Origin of the sequence: Faecalibacterium sp. OF04-11AC (assembly GCF_003460645.1) — a bacterium.
GTDB lineage: Bacteria > Bacillota > Clostridia > Oscillospirales > Ruminococcaceae > Faecalibacterium > Faecalibacterium prausnitzii_I.
In genome coordinates this window covers 15,354-33,541 of the sequence record NZ_QTVP01000007.1, presented here as the reverse complement: position 1 = coordinate 33,541, position 18,188 = coordinate 15,354, and the positions used below count along the sequence as shown (strand labels likewise).

Sequence of the window (18,188 nt, the reverse complement as noted above, 5' to 3'; positions counted from 1 at the left end):
TATGGTATGTAGGCGGCAACCGCCGCCCTAAAATCAGATAGGAGTTACATCCTGTTCCTCGGAAGTATCCTCATCGTCCGAATCATCCTCCGGGGGAATCTCAAAGTCACCCGTATCCTCGGTGTAGTCCACGTCCGGGTCAATAGCTTCTTTTTCTGCCTGTTTCTTGTTCTTCTGCTGGATGAAGAAATAGAAACCGCCGCCAGCCGCCAGCGCGATTAGTGCCACGACACCGAGAAAAGCCGCAGCATATTTTGTCATTTTGTTTTCTTTCGGAACGTCTGCCGCTTTTTCCGCTTCCTCTGCGGCTTTCTTGGCTTCTTCCTCGGCTTTCAGCTTGTCCAGTTCAGCCTGCTTCGCCGCTTCTTTTTCAGCATTGTAGGCTTCTGCATCCTCTTCCTCCATCAGGGTCAAAAGGTCGGCTTCATCAACCAAATTCATGAAGTGAACGGTCTGCTGTCCTTTGGCATTGCGGTCGATTACCAGATAGAAGGTGGCACCCGACTTGCTCACCATCGTAATGAACTGCTGGCCGGAGCCGTCCGAATAATTGGTGTAGTAATCGTCCACCAGTGTCAGATTGCCTTCCGGGGTCAATGCGCCCGTTTCCTCATCCGTAATGGTGACAGCATCTTTTTCCTCCACGATTTCCGGCAGAACAGGTTCTTCTACCGGGGTGGTATCGCCCTCATAGGCGAAAGCAGGAGCGGCCATGCCGATGCACAGCACTGCCGATACCAGCAGTGCGCCGAATTTCTTAATCTTCATCATTGGTATCTTCCTCCTTTGCAAATACAGCACCGACCACGGCCAGCGCAGCCGGGTTCGGGGTGGCGTTGGCCGACTGCCGCAGCAGAGCAGCAAGCTGTTCCGGGCTGACCTTTGCACTACGCACCATTTCGTTTACCTCGGCGGCTTCGGCTCCTGAATCCGCCGTTCCAGAATTTCGATGCGGTTGTTCAGCTTGATGCGCCGCTCTTTCTCTTTTTCGAGCATCGCTCGCAGTTTTTCCAGTTTTTCGCTCATAATAGAACCCTCCAATCATTTTGAAAGCCGTCCGAATCCGGCAAGATACTGTTGCCAGTAGGACGAGTGGATGTCAGCATATTTGATGGGGTCGCCAGCACTGACCATTTTTCCGTTACCGAGATATATTCCAACGTGGCTCATCCCCGGCGTATCATACGTTCCTTTGAAGAAAACTAAGTCACCGGGCTTTGCTTCGGCTTCGGAAATATGCTGGCTCTTCTGCCATAATCCGTTAGCGGTGGTGCGCCCAACATCATAACCAGCTTGATTGTAGACCCAGCAGACATAGCCGGAGCAGTCGAAGCCTGTTTCCGGGGTGGAGCCACCCCAAACATAGGGAGTGCCAACATATTTTTTGGCTTCCTCATAGATATCGGCAAACTCCGTGTCAGTTAGAGCTTCCGCAGGAACCGTGTAGTCGATGCCGGGTGCGCCGGAGCCATCCGAGCCACCGGGCGGCAGACCACCGTTGAACAGGTAAGGCCGACCGCCCAGTGTGTCCTGAAAAATCTCGTACCGTTTCCACTGATCTTCGGTCAGCTCTTCCCGGATAACAACTTCCAGACCACGGTTTTCCAGTTTGGTGTGGAAAATCTTGTACTCATACGGCACCTGCGTAGGAACTGGGATGCCCGCAGGACTAATGATCCATACGGTCTTGTACCGAATCTGCACCTCGACCCACGTTGTCAGCTTGTACTGCTTTTTGAAAATCTCCTGCAACTTACCCTGCACTTCCGACCGGGTGTAATCGTCATACAGGGTAGTCAAGAAGGAAGTGAGCTGCCACGGGTCATGTTCGATGGGGTCAAGATGGTACTGATACTCGTTGTAGCCCGGATGGTCTTGCGGAGTGCGCTTGATTTTTTTGTCCAGTTCCTTTTCTAGCTTCTTGTAATCCTGTTCTGCACCGCGAATGTCCCTGTCCTCGGCAGAATAAATCGTCTGCCCGGATACTTGGGTACTGCCCGAAAAGAGGATGCCGCAGGAGGAAAAACCAGACATCACCATCAGGATGAGCAAAACAAAAACGCCCACGATCACAAGAACGTGCGCGTTACTCTTTGCGGCATTCGCCAGCCCTTTCACGGCAGTGCTGACGGCAGTTTTGCCCTTTTCTACCGCCTGTTCCATGCTGGACCGGGCGGCAGATGCACCGTTGGATGCCGCTTTGCCGCTTGCGGTCTGCGCCGCCGTGCCCGAACGGGCGGCGGCATAGTAGCTTTTGTGGATTTCTTGCCGCTGTTTCCAGCGTGAAAGCCAGTTGGAGCCTCCCTCTCCGGTGCCGGATGCGCCTGCATCTTGTGCCGCAGTCGGCTCCGATGCAGAAGATTTAGCGGCTTTGGAGCCTTTCTTGCCCTGCATCTTGGCTTTCTTCTTGAGCTTCCGGGCATAGCGGCTCTTGGAAATATCGCGGACATTTCCAGCGGCCTTTTCACCCTCGCTCAACGCCTGCACACCGACGTTTTCATCCTCATACTGGTCGATTTCCCGATGCACCGCAGTCCGGGCGGCATTGGCAGCGTACATCTCGCGCTTTTGCGCTTTGCTCAAACGGCTCAGTTCGTCCGGGGTCAGTTCTGCCTTGCCAAATCGCAAATGCTGGTTTTTTTCTGCGGCCTTGTCCGCATCGAGTTTCAGCTTCTTCTTTTTGGGCGTGGACTGCTCGACCCTCGCTTTCTTCGGGGGAGAGCGTGTCTTTTGGGCTGACGTTTCCTCTTTGAAGTTCAGCTTCGGATTGCTCATTCCTTTTTGCCCTCCGAAACCTCACCCAGCTTCGTGGTCATGATGCGATACAGTTCCAAATCGGTGGGGAATCTGTCCACGAACGGGAGAATAACATTGCCGAAGAAAAGCAGACCTTCGCCCTCGCCGGAGTGGGTCACATACGAGAGCTGATGGGGCGAAATATTGAGCTGTTTTGCGAGGATTTGTCTATCGCCCGCAGCCTGATTTAGCATGATAATCATATCCGAGTTCTCGAAAATATTCTCGACCTCACGCGAAGAAAGCAGGTCTTTGACGTTCTGCGTTAATCCAGTCGGGATGCCGCCCCATTTACGAAAGCGTTTCCAAATTTCCACGGAATAGGCCGCTGTCTGCTCCTCTTTTAAGAGAAGGTGCATCTCATCCATATAATACCGGGTGGACTTTCCGCTGCTGCGGTTGGCGGTAACACGCCCCCAGACCTGATCCTGTACGATGAGCATACCGAGCTTCTTCATCTGCTTGCCCAGCTCTTTAATGTCATAGCACACGATTCTGTTGTTGACGTTTACGTTGGTTCTGTGGTTGAACAGATTCAGACTGCCCTTGACGTAGATTTCCAGAGCAGTGGCGACATGATGGGCTTCTTTTTCGTCCTGCTGGAGCAGGGCGTTGTACAAGTCCTCCAGAATCGGCATATTTTCCGGGCAGGGGTCAGCAAAGTATTTCCGATAAATCAGATGCACACAGCGGTCAATGACCGTTTTTTCCACCGGGAGCAGACCTTCCTTGCCGCCGACCACCAGTTCGCACAGGGAAAGAATAAAGTCCGCTTTCAGGGACAGTGGATTATCCTCTTCCGAATAGTTGGCGTTAATGTCCATCGGGTTGATGAACTGGGTACTGTTGGGCGAGATTTTGATAACCTGACCTTTCAGCCGATTTACCAGCGGCGCATACTCTCCTTCTGGGTCGTTCACGATAATATCATCGTCCGTCACGAGAAAGGCATTGGTGATTTCACGTTTTGCCGAGAAACTTTTGCCGGAGCCGGGAGTGCCAAGGATAAGGCCGTTCGGATTTTTCAGTTTCTTTCTATCCACCATAATCAAATTGTTGGAGAGGGCATTCAGGCCGTAGTACAGAGATTCCTTGCCCGCCTGATACAATTCTTGTGTGGTGAATGGAATGAAAATGGCTGTGCTGCTGGTGGTCAGGCCGCGCTGAATCTCAATCTGATTATCGGCCAGCGGCAGAGAGGACATAAGCCCCTGTTCCTGCTGGTAGTCCAGTCTGCACAGATTGCAGTTATGCTTCTGTGCGATGGAACTGGCCTGAAAGACGTTGTTTTCCAGTTCCTGCTCAGTGCGGCCGGTGTTCAGCACCAGAAAAGTGACAAGGAACATCCGCTCGTTCTGACTCTGCAATTCTTTCAGCAGAGCCTTTGCATCCCGGCCATAGGTTGCCAAATCGGACGGAATGATGTCGATGTCGTACCCGGCACGGATTGCTTTCTTCTGTTCCTCGATCTTGCTGCGATCGAGTTCCGTAATGGTCCGCTTGACCGTTTTGATGGCGCGGTTCTGGTCTACCGACTGGATGTGCATGGTGACGATCTGGCTGGAATCCATATCCAAAAAATCTTTCAGAAGCTGGTCGCTGATGTCGGAGGCCGTGATGCTCAGAAAACTGGCGGCGCAGTAGATGCCGCCCATCTGGAAAGTGCGGCTGTTTTTGAAGGCGAAAGCAGTCGGTGCAATGGCATCTTTCACCGAAAGGCCGCTTTTCACGAGATCTTTCCAGTCAAAATGGAACTTGGATGCACCGTCCATGTTGAACATATCGTGCATGAGTTTCAGCCGCTCGCCACCGTTCAGCGGCTTGGCCTGCACACCCAGCCGATGAAAATTGTTGAGCAAATCATTCTGAACATGGTCGAGCCGGGTCTTGACGGTTTTCATGCTTTCACCCTCCACGCCGAAGGTGATGAACTTGGTCTTGGTTAAACCGTTATTGCCCTTGGCAAGCTGCTGGCGCAGCATCTGCGAATACTCGGCACGAACATCATCGAAACCATCTTTCTGGAACGGAATACGGATGCTCTTTTCAAACTCGCTGCTATCCGTTGCCATGTTCACAAAGGACAATTCAAACTTGATGCTGGAATCGAAGAAGTTCAGAAAACTGCACCATTCCTCGAAAATCGCAGTCTTGTCCTCCTGCTGGGCAAGCTGGTAATTGATGTCTTGGTAGGCGATCGTCCGGGTGTAGTAGTTCGGCTTCACCCGGCAAGTGCCATCCTCAAACATCCGCTGCATGGGGATGGACTGCTGCGCTGTCCGGGGAACAGTGGGCTTCGGCGGCTTTTTCTTGCCGCCCTTACTGGTCTTTTTCCAAAACGGCATGGGCTGACCCTCCTTTCATAAGCAGTACATAGTAGTTGTTGGTCTTGTAAGGTCGAATCTTCGGGCGCAGGAACCGCGCCTGAATATAGTGCGACAGCAGCTTTTCCAGCGGCTGACCGTTTTTCTCGTACATACCGAGAAAAAACGCAGGCAGCATGACTGCCATCATGCCAAGGGTGGCAGCAGAGTTGCCGCCGGAATCCCGGAGCAAAAAGAAAAGCGGCACTCCAATCAGTGCCGCCGTACCGAAGCAGATGAGCTGCCGCTTTGTCAGGTTGAAAGCCACTTTGGACTTCACCTTAGTTAAGTCGCGGGGAACAGAAATATACGCAGCCATAGAACACCTCCTTTAATGCGCACCCAGTACGCTTTTTGTGACTGAGCTGGTCTTGAACAGGCTGAAACAGAGCAGGACGGTGTAGCCGACAATGCCCCAGATGGAATTGATGGCATCACCAGAAATCGCTACCGACTGTATCAGCACGGCGTAAATTGCCACGCAGATGAGGATGAGAAAGCCTTGAAATCCCAGCGCAAACAGGCATTTCAGGTAGTTTTGCCCCATGTGGCTTTGTTCATGGTTACCCCATGTTGCCATGGGAATCGGTGCAAGGCTCACCATGCAGTAAATCTCGATCATGCGTCCGTACACAATGACGAAAATCACGATTGACAGTATTCTCATGGTGATTCCGATGAAGAAGGACTGCAAAAACAGCCCGAACAGGGGGCCAACGTCCATCAGCATCAGGCTGGATTGCAGCATGGAAAGCCCAATGTCGTTGACACGGGTATTTCCGGCAATGATGCCGCTGGAATCGGACACAACTTTCTGCGTCAGGTCGAAAACGGCCATGACAATATCGAAGGTATTGCTGATAAGCCAGACAGACACTGCTGTTTTGAAGATCCATCGCATGATGAGAGCTGGCTCGAACTGCGTCATGTTGTTGTGCTGGGTTATCATCTCGATCAGCTCATAGCAGGCAATAAATGTGAGGATGATGCCCGCGATAGGCAGCACAACATTCCGGGAAAGGGCTTCGATCATCGCAAAAACGCGTGGTTCAAAGGCCGATGGCCGTGTGCCGACCTGTTGCGCAATGTCACCGACCTGCTCATTTACGGCATCGAACAGCCCGGACAGGTTTGACATGATGCCAGCCGTCAGGATACCCTTTATCCAATCGGCTATGGCTTTGAGAACGGTTTCCATTCAGCAGTCACCGTCCTTTAGGTGAAGTGGTTGATAAGGGTCTTGAGAAGGTTCAGAACAAAAATAATGTGGGTCAGAAGCTGCATAATAGCACCGCCTTTCGTTGATGGGTGGATGGTCTTGCAGCAATTCACTTCCTATTATAATAGGGGCTGTTATCCACAGCGAGGATTGAAGCGATTGCGTATGTACAGGCGGAATAAATCCGCCCGCGGTTCTTAACCGAACAGGCCGCTCAGCAGAGGAATCAGGGTAATGCCGACCAGCGCGACACCGCCGCCAGCCATGAGCTGCTTCATACCCTGACTCTTGCTGCCGGGGTTATCGTTGCCATAACCTTCCAGCAGGTTGATGGCACCCCAAACGCCGAGGCCAGCACCCAGAGCGACAACCAGAGTCTGAAGAACTTCGATAGCAGAGTTAAAGAATTCCATAGTCGTTTCTCCTTTATAATTGAAAACTTGTAGACCGTCCGTACACACCTGAAGCCATAATAGTTGAGCCGCAAGCTGCGGTGGGAGTTGACTTGCTGGTGTACCTCTCTGGCCGGGTAAAAATAAAGCCGCCTACCGAATCAGGCAGACGGGAGCGAATCAGCGTCCACCACGATGAACTCATCACCGGGGTGGATTTCTGTTTTTCGGTTCAGATATTTTTCAATATCGAATCGGTTCTTTTCGTCAAAATCAGAAGTGAGCTTGTAGTTCGGGTGCTGAGTTAAATCGTACTTGTCCGAGAGAAAAGGCCGCACACCGCGCAACTGCAAAATGCACTTGCCGCCATCCAGCACAGCCAGCTCATCTCGACTTAATAATTCGTGACCCAATTTGGAGTAATTTGTGCCGTAAGATGGGGAGTTCCCACGCGTATCCGAAGTGTTGTACGCATCAATCGTTTCCTTGCCCAACATTTCAGACAGGTCTTTCAGTGTGCCGGGTTCTGAACCGCCGAGAAAAATCCGACTGTCCATATTGCCGATGATGGTGTCTGCATTATCCTTGTAGATAGCCTTTAACTGGCTTTTCGCCTGCAAAACAAGGCAAGCCGAAATCTCACGGCTGCGGATGGTTGCCACCAGCTTTTCCAGATTAGGAATCTGCCCGATATTAGCGCATTCATCAATCAGACAGCGTACATGAATGGGCAGCTTGCCGCCGTACACATCATCTGCTTTGTCGCACAAGAGGTTAAAAAGCTGGGTGTAGACCATCGAAATCAGGAAATTAAAGGTGCTGTCCGTATCCGACATGATGAGGAACAGTGCTGTTTTCTTATCGCCCAGCGTATCCAGTTGCAGCTCATCATACATCGTTAAATCGCGCAATTCTTGAATATCGAATGGGGCAAGCCTAGCACCGCAAGAAATGAGGATGGATTTTGCGGTCTTTCCGGCAGCTAATTTATAGAGCTTGTACTGCCGTCCTGCAAAGCTGTTCGGCTTCTTTTTGGCTAAATCCTCAAAGAGCAAATCAACTGGATTTTGGTATTCTTCATCGTCCTCCAGCACCTGCATGGTATTGAGCATTTCCAGCAGCGTAGCGAAATTCTGTTCCTCGACAGGGGCTTCATAATGCAGATAGGCAATAAGCGCAGTCAGCAAAAGACGTTCGCTTTTTTCCCAGAATGGATCGCCGCCGCTGCCTTCGCCCTTCGTGTTGGTCATCAGGGTAGTGACCAGTTTCAGAATGTCCTTTTCACTGTGAACATAACTGAACGGATTATAGTGCATCGACTTTTTGAAGTTGATAGTGTTCAGGATTTTTACCTTGTAGCCATTCTTCAACATGGCCTGCCCACATTCGAGAACTATCGTTCCTTTCGGGTCAGTGACCACATAGGAGCTGTGGCATTGCAGGAGATTCGGTTTCAGCCAAAAGCGCGTCTTACCGCTGCCAGAGCCACCGACTACCAACACATTTTTGTTTCGGGCGTTCTTGGGGTCAGGTGGGCGATTGCTCATCATCAGACGTTCCGTTTTTGTCAGGATGATGTTATCGGCAAACTTGGGAGCCTGAAAAGGCTCAATATCCTTGGCGGTGCCCCATCGTGCAGAGCCGTACTCCATTCCATGACGGTACTTCTTTGCATTTTTGCTCCGCAAATATACGGCGAGCCGTAACCCTGCGCCGCAGGAAAAGCCAATAAGCAAATCCAGCGGATGCAGACTGAGCAGAGGGTTTGCAAAGGCCAGCGGAATAGTTCCCATCATCGCCATAATTTTATCGCCCAGTTCTTTGCCCTCGGCTAGCCGCCATGCTTCACCGAAGTTTGTTGCCACCAGTCCAAGCAGGATATAGGGAAGATACAGCGCAAGCAGCTTCGTCAGCTTTTTTGTTGTCACAGCCCACGCTCCTGTTCCTTACGGCGCACCTTGCCGGGAAGTTCTGCTGCGGCCTGCACCAGCTCATGCAGCTTTTCCAGTACAGAGGGTCGCTTGGTTTTACTCAGAAGGGATGCGGAATATTCTTTGAAAGCCGCATTAAATGCCTCCACATCTGGGGCTTTGAAAAAGACCAGATACCGGGGCGGCATTTCAGAGTTGTCCTTGCGAATAGCATAGTCAATGCCATATTTTTTTGCATACCGTTCAAACCCACGGATATTTGTTTTGTCGATTTCCACACTGGAAACACCCCGATTCTGCCGCAGGAGCATTCGGACGCTCTGTTTGCCGCCAGCCATCTTCGCTTGCTGCTGTTGAATGGCAGCTTTTCCGGCATTAAGAATTGTCCGGGCGGTCAACTTTGTAGTAGACACCACGATGTTGAATGTTTTCTGCTCGACTTCTTCCTGCATTTTACCACCTCCCGTGCAGAAGTTTAGATTTAACGGTCATGTTCCGCTGGGGGCTTGATCACGACTTTATTCTCGGCAGACTTCACAGCATCGTCCGGGACAGGAATCACCAACAGGCGATTCCCCAATTTCAAAAAAGTTTCCGGCTGGTGAAATTGCTTCTCATACTTCTGTGCCAACTCCGGGGAAAGTGATGCAAAATCCTCCTCTCCCAACCCCACCACCAGAAAGGTTCCAGCAACAGCGTCGTACATCCGCCCATCCTCATCTCGCAAGGCACGGTTCAGGGGCAGTCCCGTCAGCTTTCCTTCATCGTTGTAAACGATGGCAACCGGATCATCGAAAGGGTAGCTTGCCGCAATGGTGCCACCGACAGCATCCTGAAAATCTTTCAGTTCCGTGCCGATGGTGGCTTTCTGCGGATACATACCGGGTTGAACCAGAAGAACCTCCATTTTTCTGCTTTCAGAAAGTTCCTGCTCACCCACAGTTTTGAAATCGACACCGACAAAATCTGCGGAGTCGAGAACATAGTCCTCATTATTCCACGCTTTCGTGACGATTTTCTCTGCTTCTTCCTGTGAAGCGGCTTCGACAGAAACCGTGCGCTGGAGCGTTTCTGTGATTTCTACATCAAACTTCTTCATGCACACCTCAGTCGATGCAGATGCAGGTCAGCTTGTCGCGGTCGATCATCAGAGTGACACTGCTGCTTTCCAGATATTTCTGGATGGCGTACATATCGCTCATCGTCAGGGATGCAAAATTCCCGTCATCATCGAAGCGATGGAAAATCACCGGGCCGACCAGATACCGCTTGCCCATCAGCTTAATGACCTGCTTGGGGTTGTAGCGGAAGCCCAGCGGTTCATCTTCGGAAATGCTGATGCCCTCATCTGCTTCATCGAAGCAGGGCAGGATATGCGGCGCATCGTCAGGCCGGATCACGGTCAAATCCAGAACGGGAGAAGTTGCTGCAAAGTATGGCTCTGCATTGCCAAGTTCGTTCTGCATGACCATGTGCATGAAAGAGAAGAAGCTGGACACTGTATCGTCGATATGGTCGATTTTCTTGCTCATGGTGCCGATGGTCTTTGCGGTATTGAAATCAATCGTATTGTTCATGGGCGTTACCTCCTAAATTTTTTGCAAAATAAAAGACCCAATCGGGTCTTATCGGTTCATGCGCTGTCAACGCTCATTGTCACGCTGACGCTTTTTCTGCCACGCATCCAGAAGCTGTATGATTTTTTCTTCCATTTGCCGGGGCGTATAACTGCGAGGAAAGTATTTGCGCAGAGTTTCGTTTTTGATGGTTACAGTGTCCAGTTCGCCTTTCTTTTCTTCTCCCATAATGGCAACAACGGCATCAGAGGTGAATTGACCTTTCTGTGCCAGTTCTTTGATGCGCTTTGCCTGTGAAACGGAAGGTGCGTTTTGCGTATCGTCCATCGCCTTTATCATTTCCTGCTGTTGCTCAGGCGAGAGATAAGACAGCTCTACGGCAGGATTGAATGAAATCATTTTTTCGTCCACCATATTGAGCAGTTCAGGAATAAGGTTCGTAAGTCGGACATACCGCTGTACTTGTCTGCCGCTTTCATCGGTGGCTTTTCCTATCACGTCAGCAGCCTCCAACTTCCCGACAACTTGTCGGGAAGTTAAATCCGACCTAGCACCTTGATTTTTTAGAGCATCCAGCTTCATTTTGTACGCAAAAGCCCTTTCACTGGGCGAGATGTGTTCTCGCTGCAAGTTGGAATCGACCATTAAAATCGTGGCGGCATCATCGTCCATGTCACGCACAATGACGGGCAGCGTTTCCAGTCCAGCCATCTTTGCAGCGAACTGGCGGCGGTGGCCAGAGATAATCTCATATCCGTCACCATCCGGACGCGGTCTTGCGATAAGCGGTGCCAGCACACCAAACTGGGCAATGCTTTCCACCGTCCGGGTCATGGCTTCATCGTCCACGACTTTGAAAGGATGGTTGGTGAACGGATGCAGCTCATCAATGGGAATCTGTTGCACCTGTTCGCGCTGCTCTTCCTGTCGCTTTTCCTCCGTAGAGAAAAGTTCATCTAGCCCTTTCAGAGCTAAGTTTCCGCTGTCTATCGGCATCGGCCAGCACCTCCTTCGTCAGAGATTTGTAGGCTTCTGCCACTTTTCCTTTTGGGTCATAGGCAAAAATGCTTTTTCCTGCCGCACTGATTTCAGCGGCACGGACAGACCGGGGAATCGTCTGCTCGAATACATTGATTTTCCGGCCATAGCCTTGCCGGATTAGATTGTCGATCTGCTTTCCATAGGTGGTGCGGCTGTCCGTCATGGTGAGCAAAATACCCTCGATTTTTAATTTTGGGTTTATCTGCCGCCGCACTTTTCCAATCGTCTGCAAGAGCTGTTCCAGTCCTTTGGCAGAGAGGTACTGCGCTTGCATCGGAATCAACGTGGTATCTGCCGCAGCCAGCGCATTGACAGTGAGCATTCCCAGCGAAGGAGTGCAGTCCAGTAGAATATAATCGTACTCGCGTTTGGCACTGTCCAACACCTGCTTTAGCATCTTTTCCCGGTTCATACTGTTGACAAGGGCAACTTCCATTCCCGCCAGCTCAATGTTGGCCGGGATAAGGTCAACACCCTCCGCATGGTGCAGGATGCCCTCACCGGGCTGGATGGGCTGGTCATTCATAGCTTTCTGCATGAGAGTGGAAAGCGTAGTGGGCAGTTCATCCGGCTGCTGCCAGCCCATACTGATGGTGAGTGAGCCTGCGGGTCAACATCCACCAGCAGAACTTTCTTCCCTCCCATAGCCAGACCGATGCCCAAATTTTCACAGGTGGTGGTTTTGGCCGTGCCGCCTTTTTGGTTGACGATGGCGATTGTGGTTGCTTTCTTTGCGATAATATCACCTCCCCGGAGAGCCACGCACAAAGTCGTGGTTCGTTTTGTTCTGATAGTAGAGATTCATGGTCGTAGGCGCATTGAATAATGCCGCCAGCAGATATTGCTTCATGTTCCGCACAGGGGAAGTGTTCTCTGCCAGACAGCCCAGCACGAAGCGGATATGGTCTGCGTTCAGCTTTTTCAACCGACTGCGCACTACTTCGACAGGCTTATCATCCCCGGCAATCCTCAACATCTTGCGTTTGGTGGAGCAAGTGTCCACAAGCAAGTCCACGATTTGATAGATGGCGTCCTCATCATCCGGGCAGATCCGGAGCAGCAGTTCGACCTCCAATGCCTGATAAAAATAATCTTCAAGCTGTTCTCGCTGGGTCAGCCTGTCCGTTTCATCCGGGAGGAAAGGATGGTTCCTCTCTGTTTTATTCTTATCAGTCTTATTAGATTGCGATTTTGGCCGCACCTGAACTGCACTTTCGGCAGCACAAGAATTGCTGTTTGCACAATTCTGTATTTGCGTTTTTGGCAGTCCAGATGAAAAGTTCTTGACGTAGATCAAGCTGGATCTGCCCAGCCCACGCCGTTTGCGTTCGATGAGGTCTGCCTGTTCTAGCTCCCGGAACAACTTGACCGCCTTGTGCTCGGCGCAGCAGAGAGATTCCTGCACCTCCCGGACGGTGTAGATGATATACACACGCCCATGTTCATCCACCCAGCTATTCTTTGCAGACAGGCTCATACGATCGAGCAGGATGCCGTACAGTGTCCGGGCATCCGTAGAGAGTTGCCGGAAACGGCTGTCCTGAAAGAGTGCTTTCGGTATGCGGAAGTAGGCGAACAGTTCACCTGACTGCCCATAGAAGTAGTCGAGCATCATTTGGTGTGGCCTCGGATTTTCAACTGTGAGTGTGTGATCATGTGCAAAACCTCCTTGTCTGATTTTTGCAAAAGAAAAAACGCACCTTCAATTTTGTGGAAACTGAAAGTGCGCTATGTAAAGCTAATTCAATTATTCACGAAAGGATTCCAGATATTCGTCCAGCACTTCTACGTTCACCAGTGCAATGCGTTTCAACCGGACGACAGCGTGAGCATCCTGTGCGACTTGTCGGAAAGAGTTTTTGCCCATCGAGTAGAGGACTGCCCCTTCCTCGTAGCGAACGTATTTCTTTTTCTTTCCAGCCAGCAGTTTTTCCAGTTCAGGAACTTCAACCGAGTTTCGCTTATGTGCCATGGTATTCTTCTCCTTTGTCAAGGTTATGTGGTATACTTGCATTATCAGGATATAGAAAAAGGACACTCCACTTTCGGCTTTTGCCGATGGTGAAATGTCCTCTTGACTGTTTTCTCGTTTACAGTTTTCTGCTGGATGTGGAACTGGCGAAAATCCGTCACGCTCCGTTTGGGATTTTTGCCTTCTCCGACAAGCCCCTAAGAAATCCGTCTGAACATTCAGGTTTTTGGTACATTCAGGGTCGGATTTTCAGTTCGTGCGGACTGTCGGAGACACAAGGATTACCACGTAGCTTAGTTAGATTCCGGGCGCATCGTGGGGAACAACAGCACGTCACGGATAGAAGCGCTGTCGGTCAGCAGCATGACGAGGCGGTCCACGCCGAAGCCAAGGCCGCCCGTGGGGGGCAGGCCGTACTCCAGAGCGTTGACGTAGTCGTAATCGACCTGGGCCTTGCAGTCGGGCTCAATGGCCTTGCGCTCGGCGACCTGGCGCTCAAAGCGGCCTTTCTGGTCGATGGGGTCGTTCAGCTCGCTGAACGCGTTGCCGTATTCGGTGCAGTCGATGAAATACTCGAAGCGCTCGGTGAAAGCGGGATCGTCCGGCTTGCGCTTGGCCAGCGGGCTGATCTCGACAGGGTAATCGTAGATAAAGGTGGGCTGGATGAGTTTGTCCTCGACAAAGGCGTCGAAGAACTCGGCCAGGATGGCACCCTTGGTGGGCACTTCCGGCAGCTCCACATGGTTGACCTTGGCGGCGGCGATGGCGTCCTCATCGGTCTTCCAGTCGTTGAAATCCACGCCAGAATATTTCTTGACAGCCTCGATCATGGTCAGGCGCTCCCAGTGGCCCATGTCGATCTGCTTGCCCTGATAGGGGATGACCATGCTGCCGCAGATCTTGAGGGCGAGGCGCTTGTACAGCTCCTCCACCAGATCCATCATGCCATGAAAATCGGTGAAAGCCTGATACAGCTCAATGGTGGTGAACTCCGGGTTGTGCTTGGGGTCCATGCCCTCGTTGCGGAAGATACGGCCGACCTCGTACACGCGGTCCATGCCGCCCACGATCAGACGCTTGAGGTAGAGCTCGGTCTCAATGCGCAGCACCATGTCCATGTTCAGGGTGTTGTGGTGGGTGTAGAACGGACGGGCGGAGGCACCGATCTCAAACGGGGTCAGGATGGGGGTATCGACCTCCAGGAAGCCTTTCTCGTCCAGATAAGCGCGGATCTCTTTCAGGATCTGGCTGCGCTTGACAAACGTTTCCTTGACCTCGGGGTTGGCAATGAGGTCCACATAGCGCTGGCGGTAACGGGTCTCGGTATCGGTCAGGCCGTGGAACTTCTCGGGCAGGGGACGCAGGCTCTTGGCCAGCAGGGTCAGCTCAGTGGCGCGGACGCTCAGCTCGCCGGTCTTGGTGCGGAACACTTCGCCCTTGACGCCAATGATATCGCCCACATCCAGCTTCTTGAATGCGGCATAGGGCTCCTCGCCCAGCTCGTCGCGGCGGACATAGAGCTGGATATCGCCCTTGTCGTCGCGCAGGTGGGCAAAGCTGGCCTTGCCCATGACACGCTTGGACATCATACGGCCTGCCAGAGCCACGGTCTTGCCGCTGTCGGTCTCATTGGGCAGATCCTTGAATTCCTCTTTCAGGTCGGCCGAGTAGGCGTCCTGAGGGAACTTGGTCAGGGTGAACGGATCGTGACCAGCGGCCTGCAGGTCGGCCAGCTTCTGGCGGCGCACCTGTACCTGCTCGCTCTCAGTCAGACCCTGCGCGGGGTTCTTCTTTTGCTCTTCCATGGTTTCTCCTATCAGTTGGCAGCGTGGGTAATGGTCAGCACTTCGTACTCAACGGTCTGGCCGGTGGGCAGCAGGACTTCTGCTTTCTCACCCACGGCCTTGCCCAGCAGGCCGTGGCCCACGGGGCTCTCATCGCTGATCTTGCCGTTCAGGGGGTCTGCCTCGGTGCGGCCCACGATGTCATACTCTTCCACTTCATCGTCGCCGGTCATTTTGATGGAAACGTGGGTACCAACGGCCACACTATCCACGCTCAGCTCGCTCTCGTCGATGACGACAGCGTTCTTGACCATCTGCTCCAGCTCGGTGATGCGGTTCTCCACCAGGCCCTGGGTGTTCTTGGCCTCGTCGTACTCGCTGTTCTCGGACAGGTCGCCGTGGCTGCGGGCTTCCTTGATCTCTTCTGCCAGCTCTTTGCGGCGGACGGTCTTGAGGTATTCCAGTTCATCCTGCATCGCCTTGAGGCCAGCAGCGGACATCTTGATTTCTTGTGCCATTTGGGAATCTCTCCTTGTCTATTTGTTGGGTGCAGCCGGGCGCGCAGGGCGCAAAACCACACACGAATGCCATTTTGACTTTCTTATTATAATAGCAACCCCGGGCATTGTCAACCAAAAACCCCGCCCAGCCTGCGCAAAAACGCAAGAAAAAGCCCTGCCGACAGAGGGAAGTGCCGACAGGGCCTTGGAGATGTCTTAGGGTTCCTCTCATTGGCTCCCCTGCCAGGGGAGCTGGACACGCCAACGCGCGGCCTGAGAGGTTTTATTGCAAATCGAAAAATCAGTCGTCCGCTGCCTCATCCAGATTGCCCAGCTTCTTAGCCTGCTCGATCACGGCGGGCACCAGATTCTCGGGCAGGATCTCATAGCGGGCAAACTCGGTGGTGAACCAGCCGCGGCCCTGGGTGGTCTGCCGGATGAACGTGGTGAAGTTGCTCAGTTCTGCCAGCGGCACCTCGGCAATGATGGTCTGCAAGCCGTCTTCGTCGGGTTCCATGCCCAGCACACGGCCGCGGCGCTTGGTCACGTCGCCCATGATGTCGCCGGTGTTGTCGTTGGGGACATGCGCTTTCAGGGTGTGGATGGGCTCCAGAATGACCGGGCCTGCCTCGGGCATGGCAGCCTTATAGGCCAGCTTGGCGGCCATGATAAAGGCCATTTCGGAGCTGTCCACGGGGTGGTAGCTGCCGTCCAGCAGGGTGGCTTTCAGGCCCACGACGGGATAACCGGCCAGCACGCCCTTTTCGGCGGCAAGGCGGACACCCTTTTCGACAGCCGGGAAGAAGTTCTTGGGGACGCTGCCGCCGAAGACCTTTTCCTCAAAGACGACCTGCTCGCTGTCGCAGGGCTCAAAGTTGATCACGACATCGCCGAACTGGCCGTGGCCGCCGGTCTGCTTCTTATGGCGGCCCTGCTTCTGGCAGGCCTTGCGGATGGACTCACGGTAAGCGATGCGGGGTGCTTCCAGGCCGATCTCCACGCCGAACTTGTTCTTCAGCTTGGCCTTGACGACATCCAGGTGCTGCTCGCCCAGACCACCAATGATCTGCTGGTGGGTCTCGGCATTGTTAAGATAGCTCAGGGTGGGGTCTTCTTCCATCAGGCGGGCCAGCGCGCTGCTGATCTTGCCCTCGTCGCCTTTCTTGGCCACGGTGACGGCCATGAACAGGCTGGGCAGCGGGAAGACAGGAGCGGGCATTTTGACCACACGGGAGGCGTCGCAGAGGGTGTCGCCGGTCTTGGCGGAGACCAGCTTTGCGACCGCGCCGATATCACCGGCGCCGATGCCGTCCGCGTCCACCTGCTTCTTGCCGATGACGGTGAGCGGCTTGCTGATCTTCTCGACTTCGCCGGTGCGGGCGTTAGTCAGGGGCTCACCAGCCGTCACTTTGCCGCTGATGACACGCAGGTAGCTCAGTTTGCCCACGAACGGGTCGGCCACGGTCTTGAAGACATAAGCGGCGGTGGGCTCCTCCTCGGTGCAGTGCAGCTCCACGGGCTCGCCGTTGGCGTTCTCAGCCAGAGTGAAAGCGTCATGTGCCGGGCTGGGCAGCAGCTTGTGCATGTTGTACAGCAGCATATCCAGTGCCTGCAGATTGACGGCGCTGCCGCAGAAGACGGGGGTGATGAGGCCGTCCTTGACGCCCTTGCGCATCCCCTCAACGATCTCCTCGGTGGTGAACGGTTCGCCGCCGAAGAACTTCTCCATCAGCTCATCATCGGTCTCAGCGATCGCCTCGCTCATGGCTTCGATCAGGCCCTGGAAGCGGTGGCCGATGTCGGGCAGGTCCACCTGGATCTGCTTGCCGCCCTCATACTTAAAGGCTTTCTGGCTGAACAGGTTGATGTAAACGGGGGTGCCGTCGTCCAGCTTGGCCGGGACGACGCAGGGGCAGACGGTGGAGCCGAACTTGATCTTCATGTCCTCGAGGATCTTGAAGTAGTTGGCGTTTTCCAGATCGCACTTGGAGACGAAGACCATGGTGGCCTTGCCGTTCTTGCGGGCCAGCTGGAACGCCTTTTCCGCGCCAACGGTCACGCCGCTGCGGCCGGACACGCAGACCAGCACGCTCTCTGCCGCGCGGATGCCCTCATACTCGCCCGCCTCAAAATCGAACAGGCCCGGCGCGTCGATGAGGTTGTACTTGATGCCCTCGTATTCCACTGGAACGACCGATGCCGACAGGCTGGCTTTGCGCTTTGCTTCTTCAGGGTCAAAGTCCGAAACCGTGGTGCCGTCCTCGACACGGCCCATACGCTCTGCTGCGCCCGAAAAATAGACCAATGCCTCAGTCAGCGTTGTTTTGCCGCTGCCGGCATGGCCTGCAATCAAGATATTGCGGATGTTGTTGCTTGCGTATTTCATATCGGTTTTTTCCCTCTTTCCGCCGCACGGAGCATTCTCTCCGCTTTTGTGGCATATTTTACAAAGATAATACCACACTCAAAGCAATTTTCAAATAGATTGCTTGAAAAAATCTTTCTTCTCCCTGCCAAACTTCCAGAGATGGTTTTGTGCATATTGACCGGACGTGGCGAAAATTGATTGTAAAACGCCAAAAGAAAAAAGCACCCGTGCGCCGGTGGACGCAT

Annotated in this window: 17 protein-coding genes and 1 pseudogene; all 18 read right to left on the bottom strand. The window is 53.1% G+C overall.

The genetic code is table 11. The annotated features are described in order from the left end of the window. Positions 1-33 precede the first annotated feature (33 nt). On the bottom strand, positions 34-771 hold the full coding sequence (locus tag DXA70_RS05115) for a DUF4366 domain-containing protein (protein WP_128117800.1): 738 nt from the start codon (positions 769-771) through the stop codon (positions 34-36). Further along, positions 758-1,045: a DUF4315 family protein gene (locus DXA70_RS05110; RefSeq protein WP_128117799.1), complete on the bottom strand. Its 288-nt coding sequence runs from the start codon at positions 1,043-1,045 to the stop codon at positions 758-760. The genes DXA70_RS05115 and DXA70_RS05110 overlap by 14 nt, the downstream gene beginning before the upstream one ends. Beyond that, positions 1,042-2,775, bottom strand: coding sequence for a C40 family peptidase (locus DXA70_RS05105; protein ID WP_128117798.1), 1,734 nt, complete (start codon positions 2,773-2,775; stop codon positions 1,042-1,044). The genes DXA70_RS05110 and DXA70_RS05105 overlap by 4 nt, the downstream gene beginning before the upstream one ends. Continuing rightward, positions 2,772-5,141, bottom strand: a complete 2,370-nt coding sequence (locus tag DXA70_RS05100) for a VirB4-like conjugal transfer ATPase, CD1110 family (protein ID WP_128117797.1) — start codon at positions 5,139-5,141, stop codon at positions 2,772-2,774. Before DXA70_RS05100 ends, DXA70_RS05105 begins: the two co-directional genes overlap by 4 nt. Further along, positions 5,116-5,478 carry a PrgI family protein gene (locus DXA70_RS05095; RefSeq protein WP_128117796.1) on the bottom strand — a complete coding sequence of 121 codons (363 nt, stop codon included), beginning with the start codon at positions 5,476-5,478 and terminating at the stop codon, positions 5,116-5,118. The genes DXA70_RS05100 and DXA70_RS05095 overlap by 26 nt, the downstream gene beginning before the upstream one ends. 12 nt (positions 5,479-5,490) lie before the next feature. Further along, positions 5,491-6,357, bottom strand: coding sequence for a VirB6/TrbL-like conjugal transfer protein, CD1112 family (locus DXA70_RS05090; RefSeq protein ID WP_128117795.1), 867 nt, complete (start codon positions 6,355-6,357; stop codon positions 5,491-5,493). A gap of 218 nt (positions 6,358-6,575) precedes the next feature. Then, complete coding sequence (locus tag DXA70_RS05085; protein ID WP_055186938.1) at positions 6,576-6,791, bottom strand: Maff2 family mobile element protein; 216 nt, start codon at positions 6,789-6,791, stop codon at positions 6,576-6,578. A 140-nt stretch (positions 6,792-6,931) separates the two neighbouring features. Then, positions 6,932-8,698, bottom strand: a complete 1,767-nt coding sequence (locus DXA70_RS05080; protein WP_128117794.1) for a VirD4-like conjugal transfer protein, CD1115 family — start codon at positions 8,696-8,698, stop codon at positions 6,932-6,934. Further along, complete coding sequence (locus DXA70_RS05075) at positions 8,695-9,153, bottom strand: PcfB family protein (protein WP_128117793.1); 459 nt, start codon at positions 9,151-9,153, stop codon at positions 8,695-8,697. The genes DXA70_RS05080 and DXA70_RS05075 overlap by 4 nt, the downstream gene beginning before the upstream one ends. Positions 9,154-9,182: 29 nt before the next feature. Beyond that, the gene (locus DXA70_RS05070; protein WP_128117792.1) at positions 9,183-9,800 is read right to left on the bottom strand and encodes a DUF3846 domain-containing protein; all 618 of its coding nucleotides are present in this window, start codon (positions 9,798-9,800) and stop codon (positions 9,183-9,185) included. 7 nt (positions 9,801-9,807) lie between these two features. After that, entirely contained in the window at positions 9,808-10,278 is a 471-nt protein-coding gene (locus DXA70_RS05065) for a hypothetical protein (RefSeq protein ID WP_117948966.1), read from the bottom strand. 66 nt (positions 10,279-10,344) lie between these two features. Beyond that, positions 10,345-11,274 carry a ParB/RepB/Spo0J family partition protein gene (locus tag DXA70_RS05060; protein ID WP_128117791.1) on the bottom strand — a complete coding sequence of 310 codons (930 nt, stop codon included), beginning with the start codon at positions 11,272-11,274 and terminating at the stop codon, positions 10,345-10,347. After that, positions 11,231-12,057, bottom strand: a pseudogene (locus DXA70_RS05055) (ParA family protein). Before DXA70_RS05055 ends, DXA70_RS05060 begins: the two are co-directional and overlap by 44 nt. 4 nt (positions 12,058-12,061) lie before the next feature. After that, a complete protein-coding gene (locus DXA70_RS05045) occupies positions 12,062-12,934 on the bottom strand; it encodes a DUF6017 domain-containing protein (protein ID WP_128117789.1) in 873 nt (290 codons plus the stop codon). A 132-nt stretch (positions 12,935-13,066) separates the two neighbouring features. Then, positions 13,067-13,291: a DUF6462 family protein gene (locus DXA70_RS05040; protein WP_117948960.1), complete on the bottom strand. Its 225-nt coding sequence runs from the start codon at positions 13,289-13,291 to the stop codon at positions 13,067-13,069. A 293-nt stretch (positions 13,292-13,584) separates the two neighbouring features. After that, positions 13,585-15,096 (bottom strand): lysine--tRNA ligase, encoded by a 1,512-nt coding sequence (gene lysS, locus DXA70_RS05035; RefSeq protein WP_128117788.1) that lies wholly within the window; start codon positions 15,094-15,096, stop codon positions 13,585-13,587. Positions 15,097-15,107: 11 nt separating this feature from the next. Beyond that, positions 15,108-15,593, bottom strand: a complete 486-nt coding sequence (gene greA / locus DXA70_RS05030) for a transcription elongation factor GreA (protein WP_112115790.1) — start codon at positions 15,591-15,593, stop codon at positions 15,108-15,110. Between the two features lie 283 nt (positions 15,594-15,876). After that, positions 15,877-17,961 carry an elongation factor G gene (locus DXA70_RS05025; RefSeq protein WP_128117787.1) on the bottom strand — a complete coding sequence of 695 codons (2,085 nt, stop codon included), beginning with the start codon at positions 17,959-17,961 and terminating at the stop codon, positions 15,877-15,879. Positions 17,962-18,188 lie beyond the last annotated feature (227 nt).